The organism is Pseudomonas sp. KUIN-1 (genome assembly GCF_009176725.1).
Taxonomy (GTDB): domain Bacteria; phylum Pseudomonadota; class Gammaproteobacteria; order Pseudomonadales; family Pseudomonadaceae; genus Aquipseudomonas; species Aquipseudomonas fragariae.
Genome location: NZ_AP020337.1, coordinates 2,694,699 through 2,710,277, shown reverse-complemented (window position 1 = coordinate 2,710,277; position 15,579 = coordinate 2,694,699). Strand labels below are relative to the sequence as shown.

Below are 15,579 nucleotides of genomic sequence, written 5' to 3'. Positions count from 1 at the left end.
ATGGCCACACCGCGCTTCTGTCCCCAATGCGGTAGCGCTGATCTGGTTAAGCGTGTGCCGTCGGGCGATACGCATGTGCGGTTGGTCTGTGGCGGCTGTCAGTACATTCACTACGTCAACCCGAAGATCATCGCGGGTTGCATCATCGAGCAGGAAGGCAAGTACCTGCTCTGCCAGCGTGCCATCCCGCCGCGCCCCGGCACCTGGACGCTGCCTGCCGGTTTCATGGAAAACGGTGAAACCACCGAGCAGGCGGCGCTGCGTGAAGTCTGGGAAGAAACCGGTGTACGCGCCGAGATTCTTTCGCCCTACTCCATTTTCAGCGTGCCGCGCATCAGCGAAGTCTACATCGTGTTCCGTGCCATCGCGCTGGAGGTGACCGGCCAGTTCGGCCCGGAAACCCTGGACTACAGATTCTTCGCCGCCGAAGACATACCGTGGGACAGCATCTATTACCCCGCTATCCGGCAGATACTGGAACGCTATATCGAAGAACGTCAGGCCGGTGTCTACGGTATTTATATCGGCAACGACGACACCGGCAAGGTGCACTTTATCCGGTGAACGCCTGAAGCTTTCAGCTCGCCACTGAACGCCTAAAACTGCCCCTCGACGATCACGATCTCGGCCTTGGAAGCGCCCTGCCTGTGGCTCATCGCATTCTGATACTCGGGCGACTGATAACAGGCCAGCGCCTTTTCGTAGGATTCAAATTCGATAATCACCGTGCGCTGCGGCGTGCCGCGCCCTTCAAGCGCCTCGGAACGCCCGCCGCGCGCCAGGAACCTGCCATCGAACAGCTCGAAAGCCGCCGGGGCGCGCTGGGTGTATTGGCTGTACTGCTGGGGGTCGGTCACATCAACGTGTGCAATCCAATAGGCTTTCATCGCGATCTCACTGTTTCATTGATAGGCAATCTGTGGAATATTCTGTCTTATGGTATACCACGATTCATCCACCCATAAAACCGGGAAACTGACTATGGCGTTCGATCGCATCGAAGACATCATTGAAGACTACCGCCAGGGCAAGATGGTGTTGCTGGTCGACGACGAAGACCGGGAAAACGAAGGCGATCTGCTACTCGCCGCCGACTGCTGTTCGCCGCAGGCAATCAGCTTCATGGCTCGCGAAGCGCGCGGTCTGATCTGCCTGACGCTGACCGACGAGCACTGTCAGCGTCTGGGCCTGGAACAGATGGTGCCCAGCAACGGCAGCGTATTCGCCACCGCGTTCACGGTATCCATCGAGGCGACGACGGGTGTGACCACCGGCATCAGCGCGGCAGATCGTGCGCGTACCGTGCAGGCCGCCGTCAACCCGCACGCGGTACCGGAGGACCTGGTGCAGCCGGGCCATATCTTTCCATTGCGCGCTCGCGACGGCGGCGTGCTGACCCGCGCCGGGCATACCGAAGCGGGCTGCGACCTGGCCCGGCTGGCCGGTTTCACGCCAGCGTCGGTCATCGTTGAAGTGATGAATGATGACGGCAGCATGGCCAGAAGACCCGACCTGGAAGTGTTCGCCAAAAAGCACGGTATTCGCATCGGCACCATCGCCGACCTGATCCATTACCGCCTGAGCACCGAACACACCATCGTCAGGATTGGCGAGCGCGAACTGCCGACCGTGCACGGCACCTTCCGTCTGTTCAGCTACGAAGACCGCATCGAAGGTGGCGTGCACATGGCCATGGTGATGGGCGACATCCGGCGCGACGCCGCCACGCTGGTACGCGTCCATGTGGTCGACCCGCTGCGCGACCTGGTCGGCGCCGAATACAACGGGCCTGCCAACTGGACACTCTGGGCCGCCCTGCAACGTGTCGCACAGGAAGGTCACGGTGTGGTAGTGGTGCTGGCCAATCACGAATCGTCCCAGGCGCTGCTGGAGCGCATCCCGCAACTCACCCAGCCACCCCGTCAATACACCCGCTCGCAATCGCGCATTTATTCCGAGGTCGGTACGGGCGCACAGATCTTGCAGGACCTGGGCGTCGGCAAGCTGCGCCACCTCGGCCCGCCACTGAAATACGCAGGGTTGACCGGCTACGATCTGGAAGTGATTGAAAGTATTCCGTTTCCCGGCTGACCAGGCAAAAACTCGTCACGCGAGCCCGATAATCCGCCGCCTGCAACCACAGGCGCTGACCGGAAACCCGACCATGAAGGCGTTTTGAAAGGGCAAAACGCTTGCAGAAAGTTTGGAATACCATAATATGACATTCCATAAATACAAGATCTGGTCAGACGCGCCCGGCAAGGGAAAGCACTAATAACAGCACCTGACCTGTACAAGGTTTCAAGGCCCATTGGACCTACTGCTCCCGATTACGCGGGCAAGAAAAGCCCGCTCAAAACACAACAAATGAGGGCGTAAAAATGGTGTTGAACAAACGTGCAACAGCAGTCCTGGCCGCTGGCGTGCTGGCTTTCTCGAGTGTCGCCGCTATTGCCGCCGAGAGCGTCAACTTCGTGAGCTGGGGCGGCTCCACGCAGGACTTCCAGAAGGAGGCCTGGGCCGCTCCATTCAGCAAGGCTAGCGGCATCACCGTCGTGCAGGATGGTCCTACCGACTACGGCAAACTCAAGGCCATGGTCGAAAGCGGTAACGTGCAGTGGGACGTTGTCGATGTCGAAGCCGACTTCGCCCTGCGCGCCGCCAGCGAAGGCCTGCTGGAGCCTCTGGACTTCAGCGCCATCAAACGCGACGAGATCGACAAGCGCTTCGTGACTGACCACGGTGCCGGTTCGTTCTTCTTCTCCTTCGTGCTCGGCTACAACGAAAGTAAAGTCGGCGGCAAGGCGCCTGGCGACTGGGCCGCGATGTTCGACACCAAGACCTACCCGGGCAAGCGCGCGCTGTACAAGTGGCCAAGCCCCGGCGTGCTGGAACTGGCCCTGCTGGCCGATGGTGTAGCGCCCGACAAGCTTTACCCGCTGGACCTCGACCGCGCCTTCAAGAAACTCGACACCATCAAGAAGGACATCGTCTGGTGGGGCGGCGGCGCGCAATCCCAGCAACTGCTGGCTTCCGGCGAAGTGTCGATGGGGCAGATGTGGAACGGCCGGGTCTACGCCCTGCAACAGGATGGCGCCCCAGTGGGGGTGAGCTGGAAGCAGAACCTGGTCATGGCTGACTTTCTGGTCGTACCCAAGGGTGCAAAAAACAAGGACGCCGCGATGAAATTCATCGCCAACGCGACCAGCGCCAAAGGCCAGGCAGACTTCTCCAACCTCAGTGCCTATGCCCCGGTCAATACCCAGAGCGTTGCGCGCCTGGACTCTACGCTGGCACCTAACCTGCCGACCGCGCACGTTGCCGATCAAATCACTCTCGACTTCGCATACTGGGCCAAGAACGGCGCTGATATTGCGACACGGTGGAACGAATGGCTGGTCAAGTAAAGATGACAGCGGTTGCTCCTCGTCAATCCATGCCGGCCGGGGGTGCTTCCAGCACCGCTGGCGCGGCCAGCCAGAAGGCGCCGGGCATGCCGCCATCCCCTTCCGTCGCACAGCGCTGGCGTGGCAGCCGCAATCTGCTTCCGGCGCTGATATTCCTCGGACTGTTCTTCTTCGCGCCGCTGATTGCTCTACTGCTGCGAGGCGTGCTTGAACCGGTGCCGGGCCTTGGCAACTATGAGCAACTGTTTGCCAACTCGGCCTACTCGCGGGTGCTGCTCAATACCTTTTCCGTAGCCGGTCTGGTGACGCTGTTCAGTCTGCTGCTGGGCTTTCCGCTCGCCTGGGTGATCACCCTGGTGCCGCGCGGCTGGGGCCGCTGGATTCTCAATATCGTGCTGCTGTCGATGTGGACCAGCCTGCTGGCCCGCACCTATTCGTGGCTGGTGCTGTTGCAGGCCTCCGGGGTCGTCAACAAGGCCTTGATGGCCATGGGTATCATCGATCAACCGCTGGAAATGGTGCACAACCTGACCGGTGTGGTGATCGGCATGAGCTACATCATGATTCCGTTCATCGTCCTGCCATTGCAGGCGACCATGCAGGCCATCGATCCCATGGTGCTGCAGGCGGGCTCGATCTGCGGTGCCAGCCCTTGGAGCAATTTCTTCAGAGTGTTTCTGCCACTGTGCCGTCCTGGGCTGTTTTCCGGAGGCCTGATGGTGTTTGTCATGTCACTCGGTTACTACGTCACCCCGGCACTGCTCGGCGGCGCGCAGAACATGATGCTGCCCGAATTCATCGTCCAGCAGGTGCAGTCGTTCCTCAACTGGGGGCTGGCCAGTGCCGCCGCTGCGTTGTTGGTGCTGATCACGCTGGTGCTGTTCTACTTCTACCTGAAGCTCCAGCCGGAATCACCGGTCGGCGCCAGCAACGCGAGGTAAACCGCCATGCTCCTGACACCCAATGCCATGAGCCCCGGCTTGCGTACGGGCCTGTACCTGACCACCGCCCTGATCGCGCTGTTCCTGTTGCTGCCGATCCTGTTCATCGTCCTGCTGTCGTTCGGTTCCTCGCAGTGGCTGGTGTTCCCGCCGCCCGGCTGGACGCTGAAGTGGTATCAGCAGTTTTTTTCCAACCCGGACTGGATGGCCGCGGCCATGTCCAGCTTCAAGGTCGCGATCCTGACCACCCTCGCCTCGGTGGCGCTGGGCCTGCCCACCGCGTTCGCACTGGTGCGTGGCCGGTTTCCGGGGCGTGATTTTCTGTACGGCGTCTTCACACTGCCGATGATCGTGCCGCTGGTGATCATCGCCGTCGCGGTCTACGCGCTGTTTCTCAAGCTCGGTTACACCGGCACATTGTTTTCCTTCGTCGTCAGCCATGTGATCGTCGCGTTGCCGTTCACCATCATCTCGATCATCAATTCGCTGAAGCTGTTCGACCAGTCCATCGAGGATGCTGCGGTCATCTGCGGCGCTTCACGCTTGCAGGCCATCTACAAGGTGACCTTTCCCGGGATCCGGCCGGGCATGATGGCCGGCGCGCTGTTCGCGTTCCTGGTGTCGTGGGACGAGGTGGTGCTGAGCGTGATGATGGCCAGCCCGACCCTGCAAACCCTTCCCGTGAAAATGTGGACCACCCTGCGTCAGGACCTGACGCCGGTCATCGCCGTCGCCTCAACGCTGCTGATCGCCCTGTCGGTGCTGATCATGTTCATCGCCGCGACCCTGCGTCGCCGCAACGAAGCCAGGAGTACGTCATGAGTGCCGTGATCAAAGACCCCGCCCATCAGCACCAGAACACACTGGTCAGCCTGTGTAATCTGAACAAGCACTACGGAAATTTCGCCGCTGTCGACGACATTTCCCTGGACATCCAGGACGGTGAATTCCTGACCTTTCTGGGCTCCAGCGGCTCGGGAAAAAGCACCACGCTGTCGATGCTCGCCGGCTTCGAAACGCCCAGCTCGGGCGAGATTCTGGTGGGTGGCAAATCGCTGGTGAATGTGCCGCCACACAAGCGCGACATCGGCATGGTGTTTCAGCGCTACTCGCTGTTCCCGCACCTGTCGGTACGCGACAACATTGCCTTTCCACTGGCGATCCGCAAGCTGCCTGCGGCCGAGCGCGAGAAGAAAGTCGATGCGATGCTCAAGCTGGTTCAGCTGGAAGCCTTTGCTCATCGGCGCCCGTCGCAATTGTCCGGCGGCCAGCAGCAACGGGTCGCCATCGCCCGGGCGCTGGTCTACGAGCCGCGCATCCTGCTGATGGACGAGCCTCTGGGCGCACTGGACAAGAAGCTGCGCGAAGACCTGCAGGACGAACTGCGTCAGTTGCATCGTCGCCTGGGCATCACTATCGTTTACGTGACCCATGACCAGGAAGAAGCCATGCGCCTGTCACAGCGCATCGCCATTTTCAGCCATGGCAAGATTGTCGGTCTGGGCTCGGGCTATGACCTGTACCAGGATCCGCCGAATGCGTTCGTCGCTTCGTTTCTCGGCAACTCGAACTTCCTCAGGCTCAAGGCCCAGGGCAATGCCGTAGCGACCTTCGAAGGCAGCACACTGGCGATTCGCTTGACCGCGGGGCTCAAGACCGATCAGGACGTGCTGCTCATGGTGCGCCCGGAGAAAGCCCAGGCGCTGAGCGTGTCCCAGGCAGCGGCCATGCCGCTTGAAGCAGGCTGGAACGAGGTAAGCGCCACGGTTACTGAAGTGCTTTTTCTCGGCGAGAGCCAGACATGCTCGGTGGTCTCAGCCGGAGGCACTGCCATGACCGTCAAAGCGCTTTCCGCGAACGGCATGTCGCTCAAGGCGGGCGACCCGGTGCGCGTGCGCTGGGCGGCCGCAGACGCGTGCATCTACACCGAGTGGACCGACAGCGACCTGAACAAGGCCGCCGGCACGCACTGATAGTGCCTTAGTGGTTGACGGGTGAAGGATGCAGGGCAAGGTAGTCGCGCAGAAACTCCACCGTGACGCGGACCTTGGCCGAACTCATCAGCGGCGAGGTATGCACCGCCCAGATGTCTGCATCCTGGCGGTAATCCGGCAACACCTGAACCAGCCGGCCCTCGGCCAGGTCAGTGCGCACATCCCATAGCGAACGCAGCAACACCCCGCGCCCGTCCAGGCACCACTGACGGGCGATTTCGCCGTGGTTGGTAGACAGGCTGCCGGTCACCTTGACGGTTTCGGCACCCTGCGGCCCGTTGAGGTGCCAGATGCCGAATGGCCGGTCGCGCTCCTTGATCACCAGGCAATCGTGATTGGCCAGCTCACCAAGATTAAGCGGCGTGCCATGAACGTCGAGGTAGCCGGGGCTCGCGCACAGAACCCGCCAGTTGTTGGCCAGATGCCTGGCGCGCAGGTGCGGGGCGACTTCATTGCCGACGCGGATATCCAGATCGACGCCCTCCTCGATCAGATCGACCAGCCGGTCCTGAATGTCCAGGCGGATATCCAGCTTCGGATAACGCGCCGCCAGCTCCGACAACGCAGGCGCGACGAAACGGCGGCCAAAGCCCTGACTGCTGACGACCCGCAACAAGCCACTCGGCTCGCCGTGCAGCGCCGCCACTTCGTCACCCATCTGCTGCACTGAATCGAGCATGCCCTTGGCCCACTCGTAGACGCGCTCGCCATCTTCGGTAATCGACACCTGCCGGGTCGAGCGGTGTAGCAACACCACACCCATGCCCTGCTCCAGCAAACGAATACGCTTGCTGACGTAGGCCGCGGACATGCCCAGCTCATCCGCAGCCCCGACGAAGCTTGAACGCCGGGCCACATGAACGAACACATTCAAATCATCGAGGCTGGGGTATTTATTCACGATTCGTGTTTTCTCAGTGCATTAATCAGCTGATTATCTTTATATCGTGCGCTTATAGCATGGATGGCCTGTGCAACTCATTCATCGCACACCCGTAATGGATCGATTCAGAGAGAGCGCCGCCATGAACAACAAGAAACTGCGTATTGCTGCCATCGCCGGTGACGGCATCGGCCTGGAAGTGCTGCCCGAAGGGGTACGCGTGGTGCAGGCCGCTGCCGCACGGCACGGGCTGGAACTGGAGTTCGAATACTTCGAATGGGCCAGCTGCGATTACTACCTGAAACACGGCAAGATGATGCCGGACGACTGGTTCGAACAGCTCAAAGGCTTTGACTCGATCTTCTTCGGCGCCGTCGGCTGGCCGGAAAAGGTCCCGGATCACATCTCGCTGTGGGGCTCGCTGCTCAAGTTTCGCCGCGAATTCGACCAGTACGCGAATATCCGTCCGGTGCGGCTGTTTCCCGGCGTGCCCTGCCCGCTGGCCAATCGCAAACCGGGCGACATCGACTTTGTCGTGGTCCGGGAAAACACCGAAGGTGAATACTCGTCGCTGGGCGGGATCATGTTCGAAAACACCGACAACGAATTCGTGTTGCAGGAATCGGTATTCACCCGTCGTGGTGTCGACCGCATTCTCAAGTTCGCCTTCGAGATGGCCAGCAAACGCGAGCGCAAGCACGTGACCTCGGCGACCAAATCCAATGGCATGGCCATCAGCATGCCGTACTGGGACAAGCGCACCGAAGCGATGGCCAGCCGGTACCCCGGCATCAGCTGGGACAAGCAACACATCGACATTCTCTGCGCCCGTTTCGTGCTGCAACCCGAGCGCTTCGACGTGGTGGTGGCGTCCAACCTGTTCGGCGACATCCTCAGCGACCTCGGCCCGGCCTGCGCAGGCACCATCGGCATTGCGCCGTCAGCCAACCTCAATCCCGAGCGCCACTTCCCGTCGCTATTCGAACCGGTTCACGGCTCGGCCCCGGACATCTTCGGCCAGAACATCGCCAACCCGATCGCCATGATCTGGTCAGGTGCGCTGATGCTCGAATTCCTCGGCCAGGGCGATCAACGCTTCACTGCGGCCCATGACGAGATCATCACCGCCATCGAGCAAGTGATCGCCAACGGCGACGTCACGCCGGATCTGGGCGGCACGCTTTCGACTCAGCACGTGGGTGCGGCGATTGCCGAGCGGGTTTCTGCAGGCCGTTAAACGTTCGCCGGTTCGCTGCGCTGTTCCAGCAGCTCGACAAAGCGGGTCAGGCTGCGCGACACCGTGCCCCGGCGCCAGATCAGCCAGGTGTGCAGGTAGCGAAACTTCTCGGACAACGGCCAGATACTGACCGTGGCGCAGCCGGGCATGCTTTCCAGCATGCTGCGCGGCATCAGCGCCAGCCCGGCACCGGCGCTGACGCAGGCGAGCATGCCGTGGTAGGACTCCATTTCATGGATCTTGCCCGGCACTGCCGCGTCATCGGTGAACCAGCGTTCAAAGTGATGGCGGTACGAGCAGTTGGCACGAAACGCATAAATACTCTCTCCGCTGACGTCCCGCCCGCGCTTGACCGGCGCATGATTGAGCGGCGCGATGATGACCATTTCCTCTTCGAAGACCGGCACGCCGTCGAGCGACGGATGCTGCACCGGCCCGTCGACGAACGCAGCCACCAGTCTACCGGCCAGCACGCCGTCGATCATGGTTCCGGACGGGCCGGTGGACAGGTCCAGCTCGACCTTGGCGTTCTGCTGGTTGTAGGCGGCCAGCAGCGCAGGAATCCTGACCGCAGCCGTGCTTTCCAGCGACCCCAGTGCAAAAGGCCCCTGTGGCTCCTCCCCGGACACGGCAGAACGCGCTTCCTGCACCAGATCCAGGATGCGTCGCGTGTAGTCGAGAAAATTCCAGCCTGCAGGAGACAGGCGCAAGCGGTGCTTCTCGCGAATGAACAGGTCGACGCCCAGATCCTGCTCCAGCTGCTTGATGCGTGTGGTCAGGTTCGAGGGCACCCGGTGGATGTGCTGCGCGGCGGCGCTGATGCTGCCGTGTTCAGCCACTGCCTTGAAGATCTCCAGCTGAATCAGATCCATATCATTCTCCAAACATGAACGTTACGCTCATTATTATTCAGTTTTAGAAAGCATTGCACGCCTATATTCTGGTCCCACTTCCACCTCAACAGGATGGCGCAATGACTACTGTCACCAGCAACACCCATGCAATCTCGATCAACCCTGCCACCGGCGAGCAGATCGGCCACTATGCCTTCGAATCCGCCGCCGCGCTGGATCAAAGCCTGTCGCGTGCGGCTGCCGGTTTTGCCGGCTGGAAGCGCACGCCGGTTCAGCAACGTGCGCAACTGATCGTCGCCATGGGCCAGGCCCTGCGCGATGACGTCGAAAACATTGCCCGCATGATCAGCCAGGAAATGGGCAAGCCCGTTGCCCAGGCCCGAGGCGAGATCGAGAAATGCGCCCAGTTGTGCGACTGGTACGCGGCACAAGGCCCGGCGATGCTGGTGGCCGAAGCAACTCAGGTCGAGCATGACAAGGCGCGGATCGAGTACCGTCCGCTGGGCCCGATTCTCGCGGTAATGCCGTGGAATTTTCCGATCTGGCAAGTGCTGCGCGGCGCGATTCCGACCCTGCTGGCCGGTAACACCTATGTGCTCAAGCACGCGCCCAACGTAATGGGCTGCGCTTACCTGATGCTCGGCGCCTTCAAGCGTGCCGGCTTCCCGGAGGGTGTGTTCGAGGTCATCAACGTGACCCCGGAAGGCGTTTCAAACGCCATTGCCGACCCGCGCATCGCAGCTGTCACTCTGACCGGCAGCGTGCGTGCCGGCCAGGCCATCGGCGCCCAGGCCGGTGCGGCACTGAAGAAGTGCGTGCTGGAACTGGGCGGCTCCGACCCGTTCATCGTGCTCAATGATGCGGACCTGGATCAGGCTGTGAAGGCCGCGGTGATTGGCCGCTTCCAGAACACCGGGCAGGTCTGTGCAGCGGCCAAGCGTCTGATCATCGAGCAAGGCGTGGTCGAGGAGTTCACCCGCAGGTTCGTCGAGCAAACGCGTCAACTGGTAACGGGCGATCCTCTTTCCGGCGAAACCTACATTGGCCCCATGGCGCGTTTCGATCTGCGCGACGAGCTGGATGCCCAGGTACAGGACACGCTCGCCGAAGGCGCCACGCTGTTGCTGGGCGGCAAAAAAGCTGAAGGCCAGGGCAATTATTACGAGCCGACCGTGCTCGGTGACGTCACCGACCGGATGACTTCGTTCAGGCAGGAGCTGTTCGGGCCGGTTGCGTCGATCATCACCGCCCGCGACGCGCAGCACGCTCTGGAGCTGGCCAATGACAGTGATTTCGGCCTGACCGCGACGGTTTATACCCGCGACCTGCAACTGGCAGAGCGCATGACCGAGGAACTGGAAACCGGCGGTGTGTTCATCAACGGCTACAGCGCTTCAGACCCGCGCGTGACCTTTGGTGGTGTGAAGAAAAGCGGTTTTGGCCGTGAGCTGTCGCACTTTGGAGTACGCGAGTTCTGCAATGCACAGACTGTGTGGCGGGATCGTCACTGAGGGTGCAGAAGATACAAAGCCCTTGCGGGACTGGCCGGGATGGCGATTCGCGTTGCTCACCAAGGAGCAGGTGTAGCCGCTGAGTATTGACTGATCAGTCAGTCCCCCTTCGCGAGCAAGCTCGCTAGCACGGGAGCCATCTGTGGGAGCAATGAGTGTGCTTGTGTGGGAGTGAGCTTGCTCACGAAGAGGCCCTTACGGTCGGCGAGGATCGTCAGGGCCAGACATCGCGATTACTCGTCGCCCGTATCCACCACCGCAGGCTCACCGATCGTATAGAAATGCCCGCCCGCGACGTAATGCAGGCTGCGCCATTTCGGGTCGGCCTTTTCGAATTCCCAGTGCCCGTCGTTGAACACGCGGTTGTCAGCCCAGGCGCCCACCACTTCACCGATGAACAAGTCGTAGGTCTGCTGATTGTGCGGCTCGGGAATGACCTTGCAGATCAGCCAGGCCGAACATCCGGCCACCAGCGGCGAGTCATGCCCGTCGATGCGAAACAGGTCCACATTGGCCTTGTCCAGCTTGTCCGGAGTGAAGACCTTGCTCTGGGTGCCGACGTCGAAGGTCATCTGCAATTGATCCAGATTGGGCACCTGCAGGGCAAAGTAGCCGCTCTTCTCCACCAGTCCGCGGGTCTTGGTCATCTTGTCGATGACCAGCGTCACCTTCGGTGGCGAGAAGTCCAGCGCACAGGCCCAGGCCGCAGCCATGACGTTATGCGTGCCCTCGTGGCTGGATGAGACCAGCACGGTCGGCCCGTGGTTGAGCAAACGGTAGGCTTTTTCCAGCTCGACAGGACGAATATGATTGTCCACTTGAAACCCTCGAAAAACATGATTCGTGCCGCTACCGGCAAGGCAGCGAAATAAGGCATTGTGCGTGCATCGGCAGAACTGCAGGGTGCGCCGCGCAAACCGCACGCGCCCTCTCCTTTCACCCACTCATAAGGTTTCGGATTGAGCAGCATAGACAGCCAGATCCCCGAAGTGTTCGCCCTGGTCCTCGCAGCCGGCCGCAGCAGGCGCTTTGCCGGTGACAAGCGGCAGGCGCTTCTGCCGTGCGGGCGGACCCTGCTGACGGCAAGCCTGGAAAACGCGCAAAACGCATTCGCCAAAACGGCGGTGGTATTGCGCCCTGATGACCAGGCGGATGCGCTGGGAGTTGCCTCGAACATCACGATCATCCGCAGCGAACAGGTCGAACTGGGGATGGGCCACAGCCTGGCGAGCGCCGTTGCGGCAGTGATGGACTCCTCTGCCGATGCGGTTGCCGTTGTTCTTGCGGACATGCCCTGGATACAGCCACAGACCCTGCATGACCTGGCCAGAATGGCCGATCCCCAGCGCATCGTCCTGCCAATGCATGAAGGCCAGCGTGGCCATCCGGTGATCATCGGTCGACGATTCTGGCCGGCACTGCTGAAACTGGAAGGCGATCAGGGCGCGAAGGCCCTGATCACGAATAACCCCGAGGCGTGTGACCTACTGTATTGCGATGACCCTGGCATCCTGCGCGACGCCGACACCCCTTCAGCACTGGCAGAAGCCTGCCGGCAACACCTTACACCTCGGCACGACTGACACCGTTGGCTACCCGCAGGATATCGGCCATTACCGCAATGGCGATCTCGGAAGGCGTCTTGCTGCCCAGGTTCAGGCCGATCGGCGCGTGGATCCGGTCCAGGACCTGAGCGTCCAGCCCGCCAATCCGCCCCAGACGCTCCAGACGTTTGCTGCTGGTGCGCATCGAGCCCATTGCACCTATGTAGAACGCCTCGGTACGTACCGCCTCGAGCATGCTCAGATCGTCCAGCTTCGGATCGTGCGTCAGCGCCAGCACGGCCGTCGAACTGTGGCAGCCGCCCTCGGCAATGAACACCGCAGGCAACACGCCACGCACCTCGACACCTGGCATTGAAAACCCTGAGGTCACTTCGACACGAGGGTCACAGACGATGACCTCATAGCCCATCGCAACGGCAAAACTGGCGCAGAACTCTGCCACCGGCGACAGCCCGGCGAGCAGCACACGATACACCGCGCCCATGCGGATGCTGATCCGTTCACCATCGACCTGCACACGCGACTCGCCCATCGTCGCCGGCCCGATCTCTCTCTGCACACCGCCCAGGTGCACCTGCCTGCTGACCAGTTCGCGCCCGGCCAGCGCCTGCTCGATGGCCGCCAGATGTGCATCGGCCTCAGGTTTTGGCGCGATGAACTCGATCAGCACATCCAGCACACCGCCGCACGGCAAGGCCCGCGTTGGCGCAAAGCCGCCGTCGCCATAGCGAACCACCTGATTGACCGGCTCGAACTGCCCCGCGGCAACGCGTTCGAGAAAATCCTCTTCCACGCAACCACCCGACAGAGAGCCGCGATGCTCACCGCTGCCCAGCGCCACCAGCATCGCACCCGGCCCGCGTGGGGCCGAGCCGAACGTGGAAAGAACCGTGCACAGCCAGACCGCCTTGCCGCTGGCCAGCCAGTCACGCGCCTGTTGTACTACCTGCAAATCAAGCTGTTTCATTGTTACAACCCTGCCATCAGTTTTTCCTTGCTGATCGGCAGGCTGCGCACCCGTTTGCCGGTCGCGTGATACACCGCGTTGGCCACTGCTGCGGCCAGCCCGGTCACACCGATCTCGCCGATACCTCGTGCGCCGAATTCACCCAGGTTGTAGTCCGGATAATCGAGCAGCAGGACGTCGATGTCCGGTTGATCCGCATGCACCGGTACCACGTACTCGGCGTAGTTGTTATTGACCGGCATGCCGCTGCGCGGATCGTATTCACCGGCCTCGAACAAGGCCATGCCGATGCCCATCACAATCGCGCCTTCCACCTGATTGCGTGCCGCCAGCGGGTTGACCACTTTGCCCACGTCAATGGCGCTGACCACCCGCGAAACACGCAGGCTGGAAATGCCCGGGTCCCAGCGCACCTCGACAAAATGCACGCCGAACGAGCGGAATGAGTACTTGCCGGCCTCAGGCATGCCACTCTGGAAAGTGCCCTCGGCACGCGACAGACGCTGGCCATTGAGCACATCGACGAAGCTCGCACGCTGCTCACCCATGACCAGTTGACCGTTCTCGACCTTGATCGCTTCGGCGTCCTGTCCGGCGAACACGGCATCCTTGCTGACGGCGTACTGGCGCAGTTTCTGCAACGCTTCGCGGGTGGCGCCGGCAATCGCCGGCATTACGCTGGCAGTGACCCACGAGCCACCGGACACCGGGCCTGCCGGGAACGACGAGCTGCCCAGTTCCACTTCGACGCGCTCCATGGGAATGCCGGTCAACTGGCTGACGGTTTGCGCGACGATGGTGTAGGTGCCGGTGCCGATGTCCTGCAAGCCGCACTGAGCCAGAGCCGTGCCGTCGGAACGCAGAATGACCCGCGCATCAGTGGGCACCTGATAGGCTTCCCAATTGCAGGCGCCCATGCCGTAACCAATGATTTCATCGCCTTCGCGCATCGAACCGACGTCGGCCTTGCGTGCCTGCCAGCCAAACCGTTCGGCGGCCTTGTCGATGGCTTCAGGCAGGTGATTGCTGGACCACGGCAGGCCTGCGCTCTGATCCTTGTCAGAGAGGTTCAGCTTGCGGAATGCCAGAGGGTCCATGCCACTGGCCAGCGCCATTTCATCAATGGCCGACTCCAGTGCAAACAGACCCGGTGCCGCGCCCGGCGCACGCATGGAGGTCGGCGTACCGCGGTTGATGGGGCTGATCTTGTGGCTGACCAGTACGTTATCGCAGGCATACAGGCTTTTGGTCACGCCACCGCAGTTTTCGGTGTAGTCATCGAGCATCGAGGTGTTGTTGAACGACTCGTGACGAATCGACACCAGCTTGCCGCTCGCATCGGTGGCCAGACGCAGGCGCTGGCGAGTTTCCGGACGGTGGCCCACCGTGGTGAACATCTGCGCACGTGGCAACACCAGTTGCACCGGTCGCCCGGTGACTTTGGCAGCGGCGCACGCTGCGACCGAATGCGGCCACGGCCACAGCTTGCCGCCGAACCCTGAGCCGATGAAGGGCGCGCGCACTTCCACCCGGTCGGGGGACAGGTCAAAGACGTTGGCCAGCAGGTTGCGGTGGTTGACCACGCCCTGGGTGCTTTCATAGACAAACAGTTTGCCGTCCTGCCACCAGGCGGTGCTGGCGTGCATTTCCATCGGGTTGTGTACTTCCACCGGCGTGGTGTAGGTCTGGTCGACTTTGACTTTTGCGCCATCGAACGCGCTGTCCGGGTTGCCCCGGTTGTGCCCGGCACCGCCATCGCGGGCGCCGTTGACGCGCATGCCTTCGGCAAGGTCCTTGACCGCCGGACGCTCGTCGTAATCCACCGTCACGCGATAGGCCGCCGCCCTCGCCTGCTCGAAGCTCTCGGCCACCACCAGGGCCACAAACTGGCCAGGGTAGTAGATACGGTCATCCTCGAACGGCAGGCGATGCTCGTCCGCCTTGCTGGCCGAGAGCATCTTGGCAAAGCTCAGTTTGGTGTTCGGAGTACGGTGCAGCGTGGGGAAGTTGTCATGATGAAAGATATCGACCACACCAGGCATCGCCTTGGCCTGCTGATCCTTTATGGCCAGCACGCGCCCGTTGGCGATGGTGCTGTAGACGCCATAGGCGTAAAGCATCTTGCCCATCGGATGGTCTGCGGCATAGCGCGCCTGACCACTGACTTTCTTGCCGCCGTCGATACGACGCTGCGGCACACCAATGATGTTTTCGCTCATG

General features: G+C 61.6%; 15 protein-coding genes. 9 read left to right on the top strand and 6 right to left on the bottom strand.

The window, feature by feature from the left end; all coding sequences use genetic code 11:
* A complete protein-coding gene (locus KUIN1_RS12550) occupies positions 1–564 on the top strand; it encodes an NUDIX hydrolase (RefSeq protein WP_032653639.1) in 564 nt (187 codons plus the stop codon).
* 32 nt (positions 565–596) lie between these two features.
* Here the strand turns inward: KUIN1_RS12550 and KUIN1_RS12545 are convergent, their stop codons facing one another.
* Positions 597–887 carry a DUF1330 domain-containing protein gene (locus tag KUIN1_RS12545; RefSeq protein WP_116830538.1) on the bottom strand — a complete coding sequence of 97 codons (291 nt, stop codon included), beginning with the start codon at positions 885–887 and terminating at the stop codon, positions 597–599.
* Positions 888–981: 94 nt separating this feature from the next.
* Here KUIN1_RS12545 and ribBA point away from each other — a divergent pair, with 94 nt between their 5' ends.
* From ribBA to KUIN1_RS12520, 5 genes are all read left to right on the top strand, one after another.
* A complete protein-coding gene (gene ribBA, locus KUIN1_RS12540) occupies positions 982–2,091 on the top strand; it encodes a bifunctional 3,4-dihydroxy-2-butanone-4-phosphate synthase/GTP cyclohydrolase II (protein WP_024648946.1) in 1,110 nt (369 codons plus the stop codon).
* Between the two features lie 290 nt (positions 2,092–2,381).
* Positions 2,382–3,407, top strand: coding sequence for an ABC transporter substrate-binding protein (locus tag KUIN1_RS12535; protein WP_003405534.1), 1,026 nt, complete (start codon positions 2,382–2,384; stop codon positions 3,405–3,407).
* Positions 3,392–4,348 carry an ABC transporter permease gene (locus KUIN1_RS12530; RefSeq protein WP_152092016.1) on the top strand — a complete coding sequence of 319 codons (957 nt, stop codon included), beginning with the start codon at positions 3,392–3,394 and terminating at the stop codon, positions 4,346–4,348. Before KUIN1_RS12535 ends, KUIN1_RS12530 begins: the two co-directional genes overlap by 16 nt.
* Positions 4,349–4,354: 6 nt before the next feature.
* The gene (locus KUIN1_RS12525; protein ID WP_003405538.1) at positions 4,355–5,170 is read left to right on the top strand and encodes an ABC transporter permease; all 816 of its coding nucleotides are present in this window, start codon (positions 4,355–4,357) and stop codon (positions 5,168–5,170) included.
* Entirely contained in the window at positions 5,167–6,321 is a 1,155-nt protein-coding gene (locus tag KUIN1_RS12520; protein ID WP_152092015.1) for an ABC transporter ATP-binding protein, read from the top strand. Before KUIN1_RS12525 ends, KUIN1_RS12520 begins: the two co-directional genes overlap by 4 nt.
* A gap of 7 nt (positions 6,322–6,328) precedes the next feature.
* On the opposite strand, the gene KUIN1_RS12515 is transcribed toward KUIN1_RS12520, so the two are convergent.
* On the bottom strand, positions 6,329–7,243 hold the full coding sequence (locus tag KUIN1_RS12515; protein WP_152092014.1) for a LysR substrate-binding domain-containing protein: 915 nt from the start codon (positions 7,241–7,243) through the stop codon (positions 6,329–6,331).
* A 124-nt stretch (positions 7,244–7,367) separates the two neighbouring features.
* Between KUIN1_RS12515 and KUIN1_RS12510 the strand changes: the two genes are divergently transcribed.
* Positions 7,368–8,462 (top strand): tartrate dehydrogenase, encoded by a 1,095-nt coding sequence (locus KUIN1_RS12510; RefSeq protein WP_172980053.1) that lies wholly within the window; start codon positions 7,368–7,370, stop codon positions 8,460–8,462.
* Here KUIN1_RS12510 and ptrR read toward each other — a convergent pair.
* Positions 8,459–9,334 (bottom strand): putrescine utilization regulator PtrR, encoded by an 876-nt coding sequence (ptrR, locus tag KUIN1_RS12505; RefSeq protein WP_152092012.1) that lies wholly within the window; start codon positions 9,332–9,334, stop codon positions 8,459–8,461. The genes KUIN1_RS12510 and ptrR overlap by 4 nt on opposite strands.
* Positions 9,335–9,435: 101 nt before the next feature.
* Between ptrR and KUIN1_RS12500 the strand changes: the two genes are divergently transcribed.
* A complete protein-coding gene (locus KUIN1_RS12500) occupies positions 9,436–10,827 on the top strand; it encodes an aldehyde dehydrogenase family protein (RefSeq protein WP_024642552.1) in 1,392 nt (463 codons plus the stop codon).
* Between the two features lie 233 nt (positions 10,828–11,060).
* On the opposite strand, the gene KUIN1_RS12495 is transcribed toward KUIN1_RS12500, so the two are convergent.
* Positions 11,061–11,645 (bottom strand): flavin reductase family protein, encoded by a 585-nt coding sequence (locus KUIN1_RS12495; protein ID WP_024638824.1) that lies wholly within the window; start codon positions 11,643–11,645, stop codon positions 11,061–11,063.
* Between the two features lie 141 nt (positions 11,646–11,786).
* Here KUIN1_RS12495 and KUIN1_RS12490 point away from each other — a divergent pair, with 141 nt between their 5' ends.
* Positions 11,787–12,410, top strand: a complete 624-nt coding sequence (locus KUIN1_RS12490; protein WP_024659720.1) for a nucleotidyltransferase family protein — start codon at positions 11,787–11,789, stop codon at positions 12,408–12,410.
* On the opposite strand, the gene KUIN1_RS12485 is transcribed toward KUIN1_RS12490, so the two are convergent.
* Together KUIN1_RS12485 and KUIN1_RS12480 are read right to left on the bottom strand one after the other, a co-directional pair.
* A complete protein-coding gene (locus KUIN1_RS12485; RefSeq protein ID WP_011267647.1) occupies positions 12,391–13,359 on the bottom strand; it encodes an XdhC family protein in 969 nt (322 codons plus the stop codon). The two genes, KUIN1_RS12490 and KUIN1_RS12485, sit on opposite strands and share 20 nt — an antisense overlap.
* Positions 13,360–13,361: 2 nt before the next feature.
* Complete coding sequence (locus KUIN1_RS12480) at positions 13,362–15,578, bottom strand: xanthine dehydrogenase family protein molybdopterin-binding subunit (RefSeq protein WP_003405554.1); 2,217 nt, start codon at positions 15,576–15,578, stop codon at positions 13,362–13,364.
* Between the last annotated feature and the right edge of the window lies 1 nt (position 15,579).